Below are 16724 nucleotides of genomic sequence, written 5' to 3'. Positions count from 1 at the left end.
GTCAGCCTCCTCTTCCCTTTTCAAGTTTAGAGGCCGACTCATAAGACTTGATTAAGGCGATTCATAAGAAAAGCTTAAGATTTAAGACGATAGCCCATTCCCCAGATCGTCTCGATATATTCTTCCCGGGGATTCGCTTTGGCAAGCTTGTTCCTCAGGTTGCTCATATGGACGTTGACGACGTTCTCTCCGCCGCCGATATAATCCTCTCCCCAAACGCTCTCGAACAAATTCGCTTTGGCGAACAGCTTCTTCGGCGAGGACAGGAGCAGCGCCAGAATGTCGTATTCCCGGGCCGTCAGCGAAAGCCGGACGTCTCCCGCGCATACCGTTTTTGCTTCAGGATCGACCGTCAGATCTTTGTGGCGCAGCAAAGAAGGGCCGTTCGCCGGCGCAACAGACAGCCTCCGGTGCCGGCGAAGCACGGAGTCGATTCGCGCGGCGACTTCTTCGATATCGAACGGCTTCGTAATATAATCGTCCGCTCCCGCCTTGAGCGCCGTGATTTTGGATTGCTGTTCGCCTTTGGCGGAGATGACGATGACCGGACAGCCGTACCGTTCGCCGATCTCCTCCAGAAGCGATTCCCCGCGCATGCCGGGCAGCATCAGATCAAGCAGCACCAACGCCCATTCGCGCTGTTCGAGGTAAAGGGCCGCCTCCGTGCCCGAATAAGCCGGCTGCGGCGCATACCCGCTCGCGCGAAGCACGCTGCAGAGCAGCCGATTAATGTCGTCGTCATCCTCCGCGACCAAGATATGAAGGCGATCCGCCATATTCCGACACTCCTGTTCGACGATCCGAATGATCGCCATAATCGTATGATTTTCGCAAGCGAATAACAAGTGTTGCGCGCGAGAACAACGACAAAAAGCTTCGCGCTCGCGCGAAGCCCCGATCGATAGCCGAACGGTTAATTGCCTATTCTGCTTAAAAATCGATTCATGAGCACCGGCAGCGAGATCAAGATCGGCGGATCGTCGGGACGGGGCGGATACAGCTTCACCTGCTGAGGGGGAAGCCCGCCGAGCAGACCGACGAACAGCGGCGCTCTGGATCGGGTGCGCAGCGTCCGCTGCGGCAAAAGAAAATCCTTGGCCCGCATCTCCCAGGCAACCGATGTCGCCATGAGGTAATAGACGCCGGGTCGAACGTCTCTGAAGGCGAACCTGCCGAGTCCGGGCAGCAGCGTGCCGTAGATCGGCATCCCCCTCCGGTATCGGCTTGGCGAACAAGCCGATCAGCACGAAGCCGTCGAACGGCTCGTCGGCAACGACGGTGCCGGTCACCGACATGCCTCCCGCCTCTGAAGCCGCGGCATGCTCCTGCCAGTCCGACAGCTCGCGGAGCGCGCGCAAGTATCGGACGGCCTCAGGCTCCGACTGGCGGAACTCCCCCGGCGTCATCCCCACCCGCTCGGTGAAGCGCGTCGTAAACGTGCCGAGGCTCTGCTGTCCGATCTCGAGCCCGATCTGCCGGACGGACAAATTGGAGTTGAGCAGCAGATCCTTGGCGCGCTGCAGCCGCAGCGACGAAACGTAATACAGCGGCGGCAAGCCGATCCGTTCCTTAAAAATCCTCGCGAAGTGATAAGAGCTGAATGCGACGTGACGGGCGAGGCGCGACAACGGCAGAGGCTCGTCCAGATTCTGATGAATGTAGGCGATCGCCTCGTCGATCTCTGCATATCGGACGTTCATGTCTTCGGCCCTTTCCATCTCTTGGAATCGTATTCTTTTCCATTTTAAAGGGCTAGGTGCCGTTTTACAACCCTTTTATCGAACATTTGTTCGTTTTATTTAAACTGATCGCTTTTCAAGTTCGCCTCTTGCGGTTCTCCTTCGGCGGGCACGAATCGGAGCGCCGCCGAATTGACGAGGTAGTGGAGCTTGTCAGGGCCCGGGCCGTCGTATCGCAAATAGCCGAGTCGCGTGCCGCCCAGCCTGCTCGCGAGCGCCGTGCGCACGGCGCCTCCCCGATAATCCGCCTCCCTCCGCACCAGGCCTTCGTGCAAAGGCTTCGTAAAGCTGGGCCAGCCCGTTCCAGAGTCGAACTTGTCTTCGGAGCCGAACAGCGGATCGCCCGTCACGATGTCTACATAGATGCCGGGTTCAAATACATTCCAATAGGCGTTGTCGAATGCAGGCTCCGTCGCGCCTTTCTGAGTAACCTCGTATTGAAGCGGCGTGAGCCTTCGCCGAAGGCTCGTCTCGTCCCGCTTCGTCCGCCAAGCGCGCCTGAGGTAGTCCTCGCGTCCCGATCCTTCGGCATACAGTTTGTAATGCCTTACATGCGTCTTGTAATAATGCTGATGCTCGTCCTCTGCCGGAAAAAAAGGTCCGGCGGGGACGATCTCTGTGACGATCCGCGACTTGAACCTTCCGCTTGCGGCGAGCGCCTGCTTGGAAGCCAGCGCCAGCTCTCGCTGCCGCTCGTCGTGGTAGAAGATCGCCGTGCGGTAAGAGCTGCCCCGGTCGTTGAATTGGCCGCCGGAATCCGTTGGATCGATCTGCTGCCAGTAAATGTCGAGCAGACGTTCGTAAGGAAATATTTGCGGTAAAAAGGCGATCTGCACCGCTTCCGCGTGCCCCGTCGTCTCCGTGCCGACCGACTCGTACGTCGGGCGATCCGTATGGCCGCCGGTGTACCCGGAAGTGACGCTGATAATGCCCGGCAGCTCATCGAACGGCTTGACCATGCACCAAAAGCAGCCGCCCGCGAATGTTGCGAGCGCCATCGGCCCTGCGGTATCCGCTGTCATTCGCCATTCCCCCTTCTTCTTCCGATGCCCGCGGCCGACATGGTTAGATGCACAAGCTATCCCGTTTCATCCGCATAAAATAGTAACAAACCTGGAGCGTGGTCGCAGTCACCGGCCAGGCGATGCGTTCAAACGGCGTCGGTTCGAAGCCGTATATCGTTATCCTATACGATTCGGCCCGTCGAATAAAGGAGGTGATCGGCTATGGCGGTTCGGCCGAAAGCGCGGTCGCGCAAGCAGCTGCCAGGATACTGCGGACAGCCCGTATGCGTTTTGATGAAGGATGGGACCTATTACGTAGGGCTGATCGGAGAAATCAAACGCGGAGAGCTAACGCTATCCGGCGTGCGCGGAAAGGAAAAATGGAATCCGCAGGCGGCGAAGCGTTCCTGGCAAAAAGCGAAAATCAGCGCGCTTGGAGCGGCGGCGGCTCCTGCCGCTGCGGAAGTTCCGGTCGCGGCGGCCGGCTCAGGCGTCGCGGGTGCCGGCGGCGTCGGCCAGGGCCTCGGCTTGGGTGGACTCGGGGGCATCGACGACCTCATGGGCTTCATGCAGAAGGCGCTGCCGCTTATGAAGATGGGCATGGACATGATCAAGACGATCATGCCGCTCATGGGCGGATTGAAGATGTAAGACGGCCCCTGCCCCGCTATCGAACGAAAACAAGGGAGCGAACCGTCCCGCGCGGACGATCGCTCCCTTGTTTTCAGTGCCCTTTTTTTGCGAATCTGCTTGTCGTGGTCCTCGCCCCACTCCTTGGCCTTGGCCGTGGCGATCGAGATCGCCCGCTGCTCGGAGTAGCCGTCCTTCAACAGCTCGTTGGCGATATCGATCGCCTTGTTGCGAACGGGCGCCATGAAGTTTTTGAGCGAGTCGGGGTAATCGTCCTTGTCCCATGGCATAGCCATCCCTCCAGTCGTTGCGTCTTCTAATCTTTTGGACGTACGCGAACGGATTGAATCAGTCCGGCGCAGCGCTCGCGCAGGTTCCGGTTCAGGAAAGCTTCAAGCCAGGATCTCCTCGATGCGGTCGATCGTCTCCTGCGAGAGCGAGACGCCGGACGCTTTGACGTTTTCTTCGAGCTGGGACGTCTTCGTGGCCCCCCACGAGCGCGCTTGCCACGCTCTCGTGCCTCAGAATCCAGGCGATCGCGAGCGTCGACAGCGACAGGTCCAATTCCTTGGCGACGGCGTCGAGACGCTCTACCTTTTGCAGATGCGCATCGGTCAGGAAGCCTTTGATCCACATGTTCGTCTTCGGGTCCGCCGCTCGGCTGTCGGCCGGCAGCTGCTGACCCAGCCTGTACTTGCCCGTGAGCGCACCTTGCGCAAGCGGCGAAAACACGACCTGGGACAGCCCGTTCTTCTCGCTGACCGGCAGGACGTCGCGCTCGATATTGCGGTAAAACATATTGTACTGGGGTTGATTGACGACGATTCGGTCCAGCAAGTATTTGTCCGCGACCTGAAGCGCTTCTTGAATCTGCGCGCCCGTCCATTCGCTGACGCCGACGTATAGCACCTTGCCCTGCCTTACGAAATCCTCGATCGTCCGCAGCGTCTCTTCCAGACGCGTATCCGGATCGTAGCGGTGGCAGTAGAATATGTCTACGTAATCCTGCTTCAGTCGCTTGAGGCTGGCGTTCAACTGCTCATAGACGTGCTTGCGGGACAAGCCGCGGTCGTTCGGACCTTCGCCCATCGGCCAGTAAGCCTTCGTCGCCAGCACGTACGATTCGCGCGGGTAACGGGGCAGCACCTCGCCAAGCATGCGCTCCGCCTCGCCCCGTTCGTATACGTTTGCCGTATCGATGAAGTTGATGCCGAGCTCGAATGCGCGGTCGACGAGCTTGGCGCCCGTATCCTGTCCGACGGTGTGGCCATAGGTCATCCAGCTGCCGAAGCTGATCTCGCTGACTTTTAAGCCCGTAGGGCCCAACTTTCTGTACTTCATAATCAAACACCTCTTTCGCCCGGTATGAACACGCGTTTATAAGTGTATCACGTCTATCTGTCGCTATTCAAACGCCGGCGGACGCGCGAAAAGGAGAAGAGCGGGATACCCCTGCTCTTATAAGGCCGATGCCGCCGTCTGTTTCTCCGGCAAGGGCGTCTCATACGCGGGCGAGACCGGCAGGCGCAGCGAGAATGCGCTCCCCTTCCCCCTTTTTGCTTTGCAGAGACAGCGTCCCGCCGAGCAGCGTCGCCAGCTGCAGGCTGATCGACAGCCCGAGCCCAGTCCCGCCAAACCTGCGATTGATAGACCCGTCCTCCTGCCTGAACGCTTCGAAAATGAGTTCCTGCTTGCTCTGCTCGATGCCGACGCCCGTATCCTTCACCGTGAAAACGACATGGCCGATGCCTTCTCCGTTTGCCTGACGTTCAGCCGTGACGATCAAAGCGACAAAGCCGCTATCCGTGAATTTAATGGCATTAACGAGCAGATTGCGCAAGATCTGGCCCAACCGCAGCCCGTCGGACAGCAGCGTCTGCGGTACGTCTTCGTTCACCTGAAGACGAAGCTCCAGATTTTTCACTTCGGCGAGCGGCTTCATCTGGCGATGCAGCAGCTCCACCGTGTCGCTTAGGGACAAGATGTCCAACACGATATCCATTTTTCCGGCTTCCACCTTGGACAGATCCAAAATATCGTTGATCATGTGGAGCAGCTGTTCGCCGGACGCATGGATGATGTTCGCGTACCGGCGATTGTCTTCGACAAGGGCGTCGTCGGATTCGCCGATCATCTGCGACAGCAAAATAATGCTGTTGAGCGGGGTCTTCAGCTCGTGAGACATATTGGCCATGAACTCCGACTTGTACTTGGAAGCCTGAAGGATCAGCTCGGCCTTTTCCTCCAGCATTTTCTGAGACTCCAACAGCTCGCGCGTCCGTTTTTCCAGCGCTTCGTTCGTCAACTTCAACTGGACGGCGCGTTGTTGGTCCAGGAAGAAGTCGCGAATGATAAAAAAGGAAAAAGGTGCCGAGCAGAACCGTAACAGGCAATGTATACGGCATCATATGCGTCGCGTAAGCTACGCGATCGAGCGCGCCGTACGCAAGAATGCCCGCCACCTGCAGCGCGTTTATTGTCAATAGCGATATCGTCGCCTTGCGCAGGTACCCCCACTTCGGCCTGCGCCGAAACAGGCTGACAATCGCGGCGCCGGCGACGCCCAGCGTCGATATGTTGCAAAAAGCGGTAAAGGCGGACGCGGACATCCCGTTCACGCCGAACCGCGCCAAGGCGATGCCGAAGCCGATGGCAAGGATCGGCCTGGGATCGCGGAAAACGAGCGTGGCGAAAATGATCGGCACGTTGCGCAGATCGAAAATCGCCGATCCGTTGTAGCGAACGCCGAATTTCATGGCGATCCAACCCAGCGCGATAAAGCCGACGACCATCGCGATCTGCTTGACGGCTTCGGACGTATGCTGAAAAACGTATTTGTAAATGAGGTTAAATAAAAAAAGTAAACGTGATCAGGATGGTGATGCTCGTAAAAAAGGCAGCTCCGTTGTCCATGTCACACCTCCCGATTCTTCTAGTTTACATCATAAGAATCGGGAGCGTACAGCCATAAAATGAGGCGGACCGCACGGCTGGCGCTTATTTTAGAAACCGCAATATCGCTTCCAGCGACTGCTGCGGCGTTTTCGCGATCAAGTCGCCTTTCGCCGCCAGCCTCGCTTCGATCGTATGCAGGGTAAATTCGCGGGGGTCGACGTTTTTTCTCACTTCCTCCCAAGTTAAAGGCGTCGATACGGTCGCTTCCGGACGTCCGCGCGGCGTGTAGGGTGCGGACAGACTTTTGCCGGCCGCATGTTGTACGTAATCCACGTAAATCCGGTCCTTCCGGTTTTTGATAAGCCGCTCGATCGTGAACAGCTCCGGATACTTTTCCGACAAATATCGGCCTACGAATGCGCCAGCCTTGCGCAGCTCGTCAAAGCTGTAGCCCCTCCGCACGGGAATGACGATCTGCACGCCGGTGGCGCCGCTCGTCTTGGGCACGGAGTCGATGCCCATACCATCAAGCGCCTCGCCGATGAGCGACACCGCCTCCATGAGCCGATCGCGGAGCGATTCGCTCGGATCGATGTCGAGCACCCATTCGGCCGGCTCCTCGCCGCCAACGAATTCGAACGAAGGATGAAATTCGAGCGCGGCGAGATTGCCCATCCACAGCAGCGTGGGCAGCGAATCGGCAACGATGTAGCGTACCTGGTCTTTGACGGCCGTCCGTACGAATTCCGGCAGCGGATGCGGGGCGTTTTTCTGGTAAAAAGCTTTTCCTCCGGCGCCGTCGGGGTAACGGATCGCGGTCATATAGCGGTTTTTGCAATAGGGGAGCAAGTAAGGCGACAGCGCGACGAGCTTCTGCAAATACATCGCTTTGTGAATGCCGGCTTCGGGCCACATAAGCTTGTCCGGGTTCGTCACTTCGATCTGGAAGCCTTCCACTTCGATCGAATAGCGCTCCGCCGCGCTCATAACGGAATCCCCTCCAGATCGATCAATTTGGGATGGCGCAGCAAGCCCGCATCCGTAACCTCTCTGCCGCTCACTCTTCCGGCTAGCGGCGTGTCGAGCCATCGAACGTCGGCGCCGCGCAGCCCTTCGGGCAAAGCGTCCCAATAGTCCGCGCGCGTTCGGCCTGCAGGCAGCCCGCGAAGCGCCGCCTTCGCTCTCTCGTTCAAGCCGGACGACACGCGGCCCATGTAGCGATCGCCTTTTCGCATGACGAGGCTCGATACGCGTCCATCCTTCCAAATAATGCCGACGATGTCGACGTCCATATGGTGAACGGTTTTTCGCTTGATCCAGTCATGATGCGCCTTGCCTTCCTTATAGGACGACACCTTCTTTTTGCTCACGACGCCTTCCCAGCCGTTCGTTTCGACCCAACGCCACAGCGCTTCGCCGTCCTCGAACTCGTCCGCGACGTAAAAAGGCGACTGCCAACCCTGCGTCAGGCGCAGGCAGCCGCTCCCTTCGCTCGGCATAGGGAAGCTGCCGCAGGTCCTCGCCGTTCGCCGCCAGCAGGTCGAACAAAATGTATTGAACGGGGTGACGCCGGGCCGAAGCTTCGATCAGCCTGTCGCCGATCAGCTTGCCCCGCTGCTGCATGAGCTGGAAACTGGGCTTTGCGGTGCGCGGATCCAGGATGACCGCTTCGCCGTCGAGTATGTAGTCCCCCCGGATGGCCGGCGAACGCCGCCGTCAGCTCGGGGTAGGAATCGTTTTGCAGCAACATGCGTTTGGAGTACAGCCGGACGCGATCGCCCGCCATCTGGGCAATGAGGCGATAGCCGTCCCATTTCAGCTGATGTATCCAGCCGCTTCCCGTCGGGATGCGTTCCTCCGCGACGGGAGACATCGGGATGAATGGCTCCATCGGTCAACTCCCTGTTTTTTTCGTCCTTGCCTTGGAGGCCGTCGCCTCCGATTTTCCCTTTTTCGCTTTAGGCTCGTCCTTTTCGGCTTTGGAGGCGCTTCGTTTGCGCGCCGGCTTTTTCGATTCTTTTTTCTCTTCGTCGTCTGCGGAAGCTTCGCCTGATTGCCCCTTGTCCGGTCCGGCCTGCTTCAAGCTCGCCTTCAGCGCTTCCATCAGATCGATGACGTTCGTCTTCTTCTCCTCCGGCGCAAACTTGACTTCCTTGCCCTTGACCTTGTCCTCGATCGCGTCCATCAGCCGTTCCTTGTAGACGTCCTCGTACTTCTCCGGCTCGAAGGGCGCGCTTAGCTGCTCGATCAGCATGCGGGCCATTTGCAGCTCCCGTTCGTCCGCCTTCGTCTCCTCCGGCAGGTTCGGAATTTCTTTTTTTGCTGCGAATCTCCTCCGCGTAGAACATCGTCGACATCGAGAGGACGCCATCTATGATGCGGATCGCCGCCAGGCTGCTGCGCGAGCGGATGCTGACGTTGGCGATGCCGATCTTGCGGGTGTCGCTCAGCGCCTGCACGAGCAGATTATAGGCGTGCGTGCCGTTGCTTTCCGGCGCGAGATAGTACGTCTTCTGGTAATAGATCGGATCGATCTCTTCCAGATCGACGAAGTCGACAATGCGAATCTCACGCGTAGTCTCCGAGGCAATGTCCTCGAGCTCGTCCTTGTCGAAGGTCACGAAATGGCCCGGCTCGTATTCGTAGCCTTTGACGATATCGCTCCATTTTACCTCTTCCTCGCATTTCGGACACGTTCTGTGGTATTGAATCGGCACGTTAAGCTTTTTTGTGCAGCATGCGCATCGGCAGATCGTTGTCTTGCGTGGCCGTAAACATTTTGACCGGCACGTTGACCAGCCCGAAGCTGACCGCGCCTTTCCATATCGTTTGCATGGCGTCTTCCCCCTTCGCATTATTGCCGTCATCGAACCTGTATCATTCATTAACCGGAGCCGGCGGACGGTGAATCTTCCAACTCCTGTCCGTGTCGGAAGACGGCGGGCGAACATATGGTATGGCGAACGGAGGGAAAACGATTTGATCAACCGGAAAGGCATGCACATCGCGAACAAATGGGCGAAGACGGTCGCGGTGGCGAGGGACCCGTCCGTCGCGGCGCACGTTCCCGACACGCGGAGGATGAATCGGAAGTCGCTTGCAAAAATGCTTGACCGGTACGGCATGATCTACGTGAAGCCGGTCTCCGGCACGTTCGGCCGCGGCGTGATGCGAATCGAACGGTCCCCGGGCCATCGGCTGCCGTACAGCTGCCATGCCGGGCTCGACATCAAGCGCTTTGCGTCCGTCGACAAGCTGTACGGTCATATCTCGCGGACGCAGCGGCGCCGACCCTATCTCGCGCAGCGCGGCGTCCATCTGCTCAAGACGAACGGCAGGCGCTTCGATATTCGCGTCATGGTTCAAAAAAATCCGGCGGGCGCCTGGGAACCGACCGGCGTCATCGCAAGAGTCGCCCAGCGGGGCAAAGCCGTCACGAATTATCATGCCGGCGGCACGCCCGTCGCGCTAAGCCGACTGCTTGGGCCAAAACTTGGCGCTGCCGGCGCGAGTCGCGCCGAGGGAAGACTGAGGGCGCTTGGACTTCGCTCCGCCAGGGCGCTGGCAAGGGCCTATCCGCGAATCAATATGGTCGGCGCCGACATCGGTCTCGATACCCGGCTTCGACCGTGGATCATCGAGCTGAATACATCGCCTGATCCGTATCTTTTCCGGCATCTGAAGGATAAGTCCACGCACCGCAAAGTGATGCGGTACGCCCGCTTGCTCGGACGCATCCCCGCCCCGCGAACGAAGGATAGGACACTTGTGGCGAAAAGAACGCGCCGCAAACGTTAATAGGACGTGTCCGCTGTCGGACACGTCCTTCTTCACGCTTGCACGACTGACGCTAGTTCGCTCTCGCCGTCGCTTGGCCGAAACCCGAGACCGCCTCGCGCATCACGAATCGCTTCAGCAAGGCGCGTCGCTCGGCCTGCGTCGCTTTGCCAAGCTCTCCCTCGCAGTAGAACGCCAGCAGCGCCCGCTTGGCCGCCTCGCAGGCCGGCTCCTCCGCCTCGAGCAAATAATACGCCATCCGGTAGGCTTCGAGCTCCAGGCTGCGAAGGATATCGATGCGGCGGTTCACGAACGCAGCTCCAGATTGAGCAGCACGGTCTGGCTCAGCTCAGTCGTGGCCTTATTGCTCGGTCCGTCGTAGGCGACCTGCCCTTCGTAGACCGTTTTTCCGCTGCTCGCTTCAACGACGGCTACCTTCGTTGAAGCCCTACCGATTGATCCTTTCGCCTGCTCGCCGGGAACCACAAAGTAAAGCTTGCCGTCCTTAAACCTTGGTGTAAGAAGCACTTCGCCGCTCATATCCGAAGCAAGAAGCGTATAGGCAGCGGTCTGCGATTGCGCTTGGAGGTCCGTTTCCACGATAGAGAAGCTTTTACCTTTCCATCCGCTAGAATCGCCGGATGTCGTTACGGAAAATAACTTACTGCCGTCAACATAGTAATTCGTATTCTCCATATTGGTCGGAATCTTCAGATGAAGCGGCAGCAAACGCTCCTCGTCATAATCGTAAATAAAAGGTTCGTATTCGATAACGGGCCGTTGTTCGGAAGCGGCAGGCGCCGAACGATCGCCTCCGGCTGCTTTTTCTGTCGCTGCATCCCTGGACGCGAATATGACGGCATGCAATGACGTGACGCTAGTCCCCCCGATCGCCGTTTACCGACACGTTAAAGCCCGCCTTAATCGGCAGCTTGATCTCCCGCGAGCCGATCAATTTACCGGCTGCAAGATCGAACGTATAGTGAAACAGCTGCGGATCGCTCTGCCTATTGGACTGCGTCGTATTATAGCGTTCTAGCATGAAATGCGCGCGATCCCCCTCGATTTGCAAATCCGCCAGTCCGACATTCTCCCTTGGCTTCCACGGACCAGCATCCCAGACATAGTCGGTGGACTTTTCCGTTTTTTTGTTCAGGACGGACAGCTTTACTTTTGCAACCCCTTGCTTCGGGACGACCTCGACGTACAACAGCAGTTCGTCGGTCTGTTCCAACACCCCGTACTCCTTGCCTCGCATAAAGCCTCGATGCGCCTTTATTAGCGCTTCCGTAGACGCACTGTAGGTCTTGGAGAAAGGCAATATGAACAATCGGCCAACTCGGTTCGCGTCTGTATAGCGGTTTCCTTCGGCGTCAACCTTCATCGGCCGGTTGCCCTTTCGTCCGACATAGCTGCCGTCCAATACGATCGCCGCGCCGATCGTAGGATCTCCCTTCACCGTCTCCAGATGAAAGCTCGGCAGCCGTTCGTCGGACGCATAGCCGTAATAAACGCCAAGCGCAGCGATCGAGAATAAGGCGAGCGCGCCCACCCATACGTACCTGAACCGTCCCATTCGCTTTACGCGGATATTTTGCGGGTGATCAGCTTTAAGCTCAGCCATATCGCTCCTGCGACCTCCAATCCGAAAATCGTCAAACAGATGGCTATCGTTTCCGACGGGTACAAAGGAAGTTCGATGGTCATTGAAGCAAGAACCAGCAGCGTAATGTTGAGCGCCAAGTAAAGCGCCGCCATAACGATCCCCCCGAATCCGGTAGCTGCGTTCCAGTAAAATGCCGGCGAAAACGATCAGCACGCCGAGGAGACCTAAGCCGTAATTGATCAGGAACTGACTGAAATGCAGCGGCAGCAGCAGCTTAAAAATCTCGCTCGCATACATAGCGTCGGTGAAACGGCTCGGCTGCTTTAACAGTTCGGGCGTCATGATCGCATATTCGAGCTTTAAAATCGCCATGGCAGCCAGCTGCCAGGCCAGCAGCGAAAAGACGAATATAAATAGGGCAGTCAGCTTGGCAAAGTAAAGCGGGATACGTCCGCCGGGTATCATCAGTTGACGGTAAGCGAACGGGTGGCGTCCGAACCAGTCTCTGTACCAAATGATCAGCACGTAGGCGATCAATGCGGCTACCGGGATAAAGATCGCAAGCGCGAAGCCCTGTTGGGCATTGCCAATGATATCGGCGAACGAGATTGTGTTCGGCAAGACGCCTGGCTCCCGCGTTCCCTCTCTTATGCCGTAGCGGTTGGCGAAGTTACGGATCTCCCAAGCGACGGCCAAGCCTTCCACGATAAGCGTATAAAACATCATCCCGACTAACACATATCTGAATCTCCGAACCTCCAGCGCCAGCAGCTTGAAGTAATGGCTCATGCCCGGTACACCTCCCGCATCACGTCGAGCACGGACTTCCCCTGTTCGTCCCGTACCTGCTCGCAATCGATGTCGCGGGCGACCTTGCCGTCCTTCAGCAGCACGGCCCGATCGAGCAAATGCTCGACCTCGTCGATCTCGTGCGTCGTCACCAGCACGCCCCGATCCTCGATCAATCGGCTGGAGAAGACGTCGCCGATCATCTCCCGGCTGAATACGTCGATGCCGGAAAAAGGCTCGTCCATCAGCACGAACTCCGTATCCGCGGCAAGACCCAGCACCAAGCCGAACTTGGCCGCCGTCCCTTTGGACAGATTGCCGACGCGATCGCGCGGGTCCAGCCGAAAAAACGTCATCAGCTCCTGCGCGCGCGATTCGTTCCAGCTCTTGTAGTAGTCCGCCATAAACCGAAGCCCCTCTTCGAGCCTGAAGCCGCCCGGCATTGCCGCATGGTCCGGAATAAACGAAATTTTCTCGTACAGCTCTCGTTTCGAGCCGACGCCGTCGATGCGGATGCTGCCTTTGGATAATGGCGTCAGTCCCATGATCGCCTTCAGCAGCGTCGACTTGCCCGCGCCGTTCATGCCGACGAGGCAAGTGATCTGACCCTTCTCCGCGGAAAAGGTGACGCCGTCCAGCACCTTGCGCCAGCGGTAGCGCTTGTGCGCGTTCTCGATCCGAATCAAGCGCCGTCACCTCCCGGCCTTCGATCCCGGCTCCCGATGTCCGCTTCGTATTGTTCCTTCACCAATGCCACGATCTCCTGGAGCGGCACCTGCATATTGCGGATCGAGCCGACGAACGTCCGGACCGCTTCCCCCAACAGCTCCGACCGGATGCTGCGCAGCACGGCCTCGTCCCTCGTGATTCGGCTTGGCGAATTGCCTTCCGTGACGATCAAGCCTTGTTCCTCCATTTCCTTGTAAGCTCGCTGTGCCGTATTCGGGTTCATCTTGAGCAGCGAAGCGATCTCCCGTCTCGACGGGATCGCCTCTCCCGCCGCCAGCCGGCCCGTGACGATTCGTTCCTTGAACAGCCGGACGACCTGCAGGTATACCGGATCTCGCGTATTGAACGCCGTCTCCATCCAGCCGCCTTGATTATCCATCGCTCTGCCTCGCCTTGTCGTGGAGTGTGTGTACTAAGTAGTTCATACACTATGAGTGTATTATGCCCTTCATACACTTGGGCTGTCAATGCGGGATAAGCGAGCTTTAGGAAAAATTAAGGTGAACAGCGAGGCTCGCTTCCCACAAGTAAAGCCGCCCGCTGCCTTTGTTTGCGCAATGGCGCGCAGCGTACGGACTGAGGAGCCCTTATTTTGTTCCGATCGCGCTTTGCGGCCCGCTTGCGGACCCAGGAGCACCTGATATGAACGAAACTGTCAAGCGTCTCTGTTTGCACCCGTGTTTTTGACAATAGCGAATAGAAGCCTGTCAAGCGATTTTCTTTACAGGCGGTCGCATCATTTCCCATACTTTTCTGGATCTCCGGCATGGAAATGCCCGGAGGTGCCCCTACGGCGAGTAACGGGGTGCAGGGGGCGTCGCTCCCTGCGTTTCCCCTTTAGGGGACGGAAGGGGCCAATTCTTCTTTAGCTCAGAGGCAAAAGCAATTCGCTGGTCGGCAATCTGATATTCGTGGATTCACACATGTTATTCATACGTCTGGAGAGAGCTTACCCGCTAACTATTGACGAGCATAAGCATTCGCTTGCTCAAGCGGCTCACGCGGTTTTCTCTCCACCTTGCCTGATTTTGCCTCTGAGGTAAAAAAAGAATCGCTTCCCCTCAATCGCCTCCTTTGTTCGGACCCGTTGTTTACACCGCTGCTTGCAAACGAAGCTTCTCGATCTCCTTAGCAATCGCCCATACAAACCCCGCCAGTTCTCTGGCAATCGCGACCGCGATGCAACCCTTGTGCTTTCCTCTTCGCGCCAGACTCCAATACTTCTTGTGTAATCGATGCTGCGCGCTCCAGGCAATCGACTGAACCTCCGGTGGCAGCCCCTCGATACGGTCGCGCATTCTTCTGCGAATCGCGGGCGCGTGTCGGTAACTTTTCGCGGCTTCCACCAGTACCCGACGCAGATGCGCATTCCCGGCTTTCGTAATACGGCCTTGCCAGCGGCTGCCTCCCGAGGAGTATTCGCTGCTGACCAGTCCGCAGTAACTCATAAACGAAGAGGCGGAGTGAAAGCGGTCGCTGCTCATCATCTCGGATGAAAGCGTAACGGCTGTGACGGCTGCTACGCCTCGCAAGGCTTGCAGCGCTTGAACGACCGGCGCCTGCTCGCTTAAAGCGGCTTGTTCTTCAATTTGCTTTTCGTATCGTTTGATTCGCTCCTTCGTTTCCCAAATCGATTGGCGGTACTCCTGAAAGGTCATTTGTTTGCAGCTGTCCTCGGGAAAACGCAGCGTATCCAGCCATTCCTCGTACGCGAAAGTTCCGGGTTTGGCGCCTTTGGCGTCCTGAAGCTGGTGGCGAAGCAGAAACTTGCCCAGTCGTTGCTTAAAACGATTCAAATCCTCGACCGCATCCTCGCGTGCGCGAACGAGATCCCGCAAGCTTTCGTCTGCTGGCGTGGGCACGTATACCGGCGTCAGTTCTCCTGCGCGATACAGCTGTGCGAGTCGAATGGCATCCCGTTTGTCTGTTTTGACCCGGTCGCCGGCACGCTTGGGAATGAGCGAGGGCGCGACCACGCTGCAAGCGATGCCTGCCGTCAATAGCCAACGATAGAGCACATAGCCGGTGGGACCTGCCTCGTAACAGACCCTTAAAGTCACCTCCTCTTTCTCACCCGGACGACGCAGCCTTTGCAGGAGTTTCAATACCGCTTCCTTGCTATGCTCGATGACGCCAAAGTACCGTGCTTCTCCTCGTCCCTCATCCGCGAAGGCAACCGCGATTTTGGATTTGGATACGTCTAAACCTACGTACTTGATGGCCATACTCATACTAAACCGACTCCTTTTGCTTTGAGCTCTGTATTTGGTAAATGGGTGTTTCTGTAAACGCCATTTTTCCCAAATGTAACCTCCGAGATAAGCAAACAGGATGTCGGTTTCGTTCATGATAACTATTGCGGAATTTGAGACCTTTTTTTAGCCTGGATCTGGGAGAATAACGACTCTCAAGTCCGAAATGATCGCAATTGCACCGTTTTTTACGAAATAGCGTCATCTGAGTCCGCTATCCCTCCCCCGGCTTGCGCTGCTCCGGTTTGCAATCTGCCTACGCGAGGGATAACCTACGGCCTGCAAAGGATGGGCAGGCATTTCCGCCACGGCTCGTCCAGTCGGCTGAAAAGCCTGCGTTATCCAGCGTTGCCTCCTTTCTTGCCCCGCATGACGATGCGCGAGGGTCGTAAGGCGCTGTACAGCGTTACCTGTCGGGACTGTGGCGTATTCCGATTTTATAGCTTTCTATCCTATTGAAAAAAGCTGGATTGCGCGCATCCATTAGGATTCGCGCATCCCAGCTTCCCTTTTCCGGCTGCTCGAATTTGTAAAGCTCTCGCCTGCTAAGCCGCCAGTAACAATGCCCGCGCCGGCGGCATGGCTTCGGGCGCCTGCGTCCGGTCGCCTCGCATGGCGCGCGAAGCGGCGCCCTGAACGGGCAGCTGTCTCGCTTGCATGCGCGCTTCCCCGTTGGCCAGCGCAACGAGCGTGCCGATGTCTCCCTTGGCATAGGCTTCGGCCATCAGATGCGCTTCGATCCGTTCGTCCGCATCCGCCGGCAGACCCGGACCATCTTCCCGGACGAGCGACGCGCGCACGAACGCAAGCGATCTGCGCGCGCGCGCATGCGCGGCCTTGACCGCGCCTTCGGTCGTGCCGAGCCGGTCCGCGGTCTCCCTGATCGAATAGCCGAGGACGTCGCGCAGCAAAAACACCGTTCGCTGCAGCTTCGGCAAAAACGCGTTTAAAGCGGCGAACACCGGCGCGAGCTCGAGCGCCAGCAGCGGACGCTCGGTCGCCGCCTCCTCCGGCGGCGTCTCCATGATCAGCTTCGCCTTGCGCGCATCGCGGCGCAAGCCGTCGATCCACGCATTTCGCGCGACGCGCAACAAGAGCGCCTCCGGATTGGCATGACCGCCGTTCTCCCGCAGCGCGGGCAGCGCGCGGCTCCAGCTTTCTTGCGCGAGATCCTCCGCCGCGGCTTTCGAACGCACGAGCGACAGGCTGTACCTGCTCAAGCTGGCCGACAACCGCTCCACGTTTATGACAGAATCGATCACTCGCACCTCCTCCTTTCGCGGCACCACGCTGGACTTCAAGC

General features: G+C 58.0%; 13 protein-coding genes and 6 pseudogenes. 2 read left to right on the top strand and 17 right to left on the bottom strand.

What is annotated here, in order from left to right; all coding sequences use genetic code 11:
• Window positions 1-74: 74 nt before the first annotated feature.
• The 3 genes and pseudogenes from OMP40_RS27200 to msrA form a co-directional block, all read right to left on the bottom strand.
• A pseudogene (locus OMP40_RS27200) lies at window positions 75-746 on the bottom strand (response regulator transcription factor); the annotation flags it as partial.
• Between the two features lie 167 nt (window positions 747-913).
• Window positions 914-1700 (bottom strand): annotated as a pseudogene (locus tag OMP40_RS27195) (helix-turn-helix domain-containing protein).
• Between the two features lie 95 nt (window positions 1701-1795).
• The gene (gene msrA, locus OMP40_RS27190; protein ID WP_277536004.1) at window positions 1796-2761 is read right to left on the bottom strand and encodes a peptide-methionine (S)-S-oxide reductase MsrA; all 966 of its coding nucleotides are present in this window, start codon (window positions 2759-2761) and stop codon (window positions 1796-1798) included.
• 204 nt (window positions 2762-2965) lie between these two features.
• On the opposite strand from msrA, the gene OMP40_RS27185 reads away from it, so the two are divergent.
• Entirely contained in the window at window positions 2966-3394 is a 429-nt protein-coding gene (locus tag OMP40_RS27185; RefSeq protein WP_277536003.1) for a hypothetical protein, read from the top strand.
• 371 nt (window positions 3395-3765) lie between these two features.
• On the opposite strand, the pseudogene OMP40_RS27180 reads toward OMP40_RS27185, so the two are convergent.
• From OMP40_RS27180 to ku, 7 genes and pseudogenes are all read right to left on the bottom strand, one after another.
• A pseudogene (locus tag OMP40_RS27180) lies at window positions 3766-4714 on the bottom strand (aldo/keto reductase family protein).
• Between the two features lie 160 nt (window positions 4715-4874).
• Window positions 4875-5684: a sensor histidine kinase gene (locus OMP40_RS27175; protein ID WP_277536002.1), complete on the bottom strand. Its 810-nt coding sequence runs from the start codon at window positions 5682-5684 to the stop codon at window positions 4875-4877.
• Window positions 5685-5877: 193 nt separating this feature from the next.
• Window positions 5878-6165 (bottom strand): annotated as a pseudogene (locus OMP40_RS42345) (sensor histidine kinase); the annotation flags it as partial.
• Window positions 6166-6370: 205 nt separating this feature from the next.
• The gene (gene ligD / locus OMP40_RS27165) at window positions 6371-7255 is read right to left on the bottom strand and encodes a non-homologous end-joining DNA ligase (RefSeq protein ID WP_277535999.1); all 885 of its coding nucleotides are present in this window, start codon (window positions 7253-7255) and stop codon (window positions 6371-6373) included.
• The gene (locus OMP40_RS27160) at window positions 7252-7767 is read right to left on the bottom strand and encodes a DNA ligase-like domain-containing protein (protein ID WP_277535997.1); all 516 of its coding nucleotides are present in this window, start codon (window positions 7765-7767) and stop codon (window positions 7252-7254) included. The genes ligD and OMP40_RS27160 overlap by 4 nt, the downstream gene beginning before the upstream one ends.
• A 37-nt stretch (window positions 7768-7804) precedes the next feature.
• Window positions 7805-7927, bottom strand: a pseudogene (locus OMP40_RS42340) (DNA ligase); the annotation flags it as partial.
• A gap of 235 nt (window positions 7928-8162) precedes the next feature.
• Window positions 8163-9103: pseudogene (gene ku / locus OMP40_RS27150) on the bottom strand (non-homologous end joining protein Ku).
• Window positions 9104-9247: 144 nt separating this feature from the next.
• On the opposite strand from ku, the gene OMP40_RS27145 reads away from it, so the two are divergent.
• Window positions 9248-10066, top strand: a complete 819-nt coding sequence (locus tag OMP40_RS27145; protein ID WP_277535993.1) for a YheC/YheD family protein — start codon at window positions 9248-9250, stop codon at window positions 10064-10066.
• A gap of 52 nt (window positions 10067-10118) precedes the next feature.
• On the opposite strand, the gene OMP40_RS27140 is transcribed toward OMP40_RS27145, so the two are convergent.
• From OMP40_RS27140 to OMP40_RS27110, 7 genes are all read right to left on the bottom strand, one after another.
• Window positions 10119-10355 (bottom strand): hypothetical protein, encoded by a 237-nt coding sequence (locus OMP40_RS27140; RefSeq protein ID WP_277535991.1) that lies wholly within the window; start codon window positions 10353-10355, stop codon window positions 10119-10121.
• Entirely contained in the window at window positions 10352-10774 is a 423-nt protein-coding gene (locus tag OMP40_RS27135; RefSeq protein WP_277535989.1) for a hypothetical protein, read from the bottom strand. The genes OMP40_RS27140 and OMP40_RS27135 overlap by 4 nt, the downstream gene beginning before the upstream one ends.
• A 148-nt stretch (window positions 10775-10922) precedes the next feature.
• Window positions 10923-12440 (bottom strand): hypothetical protein, encoded by a 1518-nt coding sequence (locus tag OMP40_RS27130; RefSeq protein WP_277535987.1) that lies wholly within the window; start codon window positions 12438-12440, stop codon window positions 10923-10925.
• Window positions 12437-13126 (bottom strand): ABC transporter ATP-binding protein, encoded by a 690-nt coding sequence (locus OMP40_RS27125; protein WP_277535985.1) that lies wholly within the window; start codon window positions 13124-13126, stop codon window positions 12437-12439. The genes OMP40_RS27130 and OMP40_RS27125 overlap by 4 nt, the downstream gene beginning before the upstream one ends.
• The gene (locus OMP40_RS27120; RefSeq protein ID WP_277538059.1) at window positions 13123-13527 is read right to left on the bottom strand and encodes a GntR family transcriptional regulator; all 405 of its coding nucleotides are present in this window, start codon (window positions 13525-13527) and stop codon (window positions 13123-13125) included. The genes OMP40_RS27125 and OMP40_RS27120 overlap by 4 nt, the downstream gene beginning before the upstream one ends.
• A gap of 733 nt (window positions 13528-14260) precedes the next feature.
• Window positions 14261-15400, bottom strand: a complete 1140-nt coding sequence (locus tag OMP40_RS27115; protein ID WP_277529358.1) for an IS110 family RNA-guided transposase — start codon at window positions 15398-15400, stop codon at window positions 14261-14263.
• Between the two features lie 566 nt (window positions 15401-15966).
• A complete protein-coding gene (locus OMP40_RS27110; protein ID WP_277535984.1) occupies window positions 15967-16683 on the bottom strand; it encodes an RNA polymerase sigma factor in 717 nt (238 codons plus the stop codon).
• Window positions 16684-16724: the final 41 nt, after the last annotated feature.

The sequence above is a fragment of the Cohnella rhizosphaerae genome (genome assembly GCF_029525575.1).
Taxonomy (GTDB): Bacteria; Bacillota; Bacilli; order Paenibacillales; family Paenibacillaceae; genus Cohnella; species Cohnella rhizosphaerae.
The sequence above is the reverse complement of the archived record's forward strand: the minus strand, read 5'-3'. Positions and strand labels throughout refer to the sequence as shown.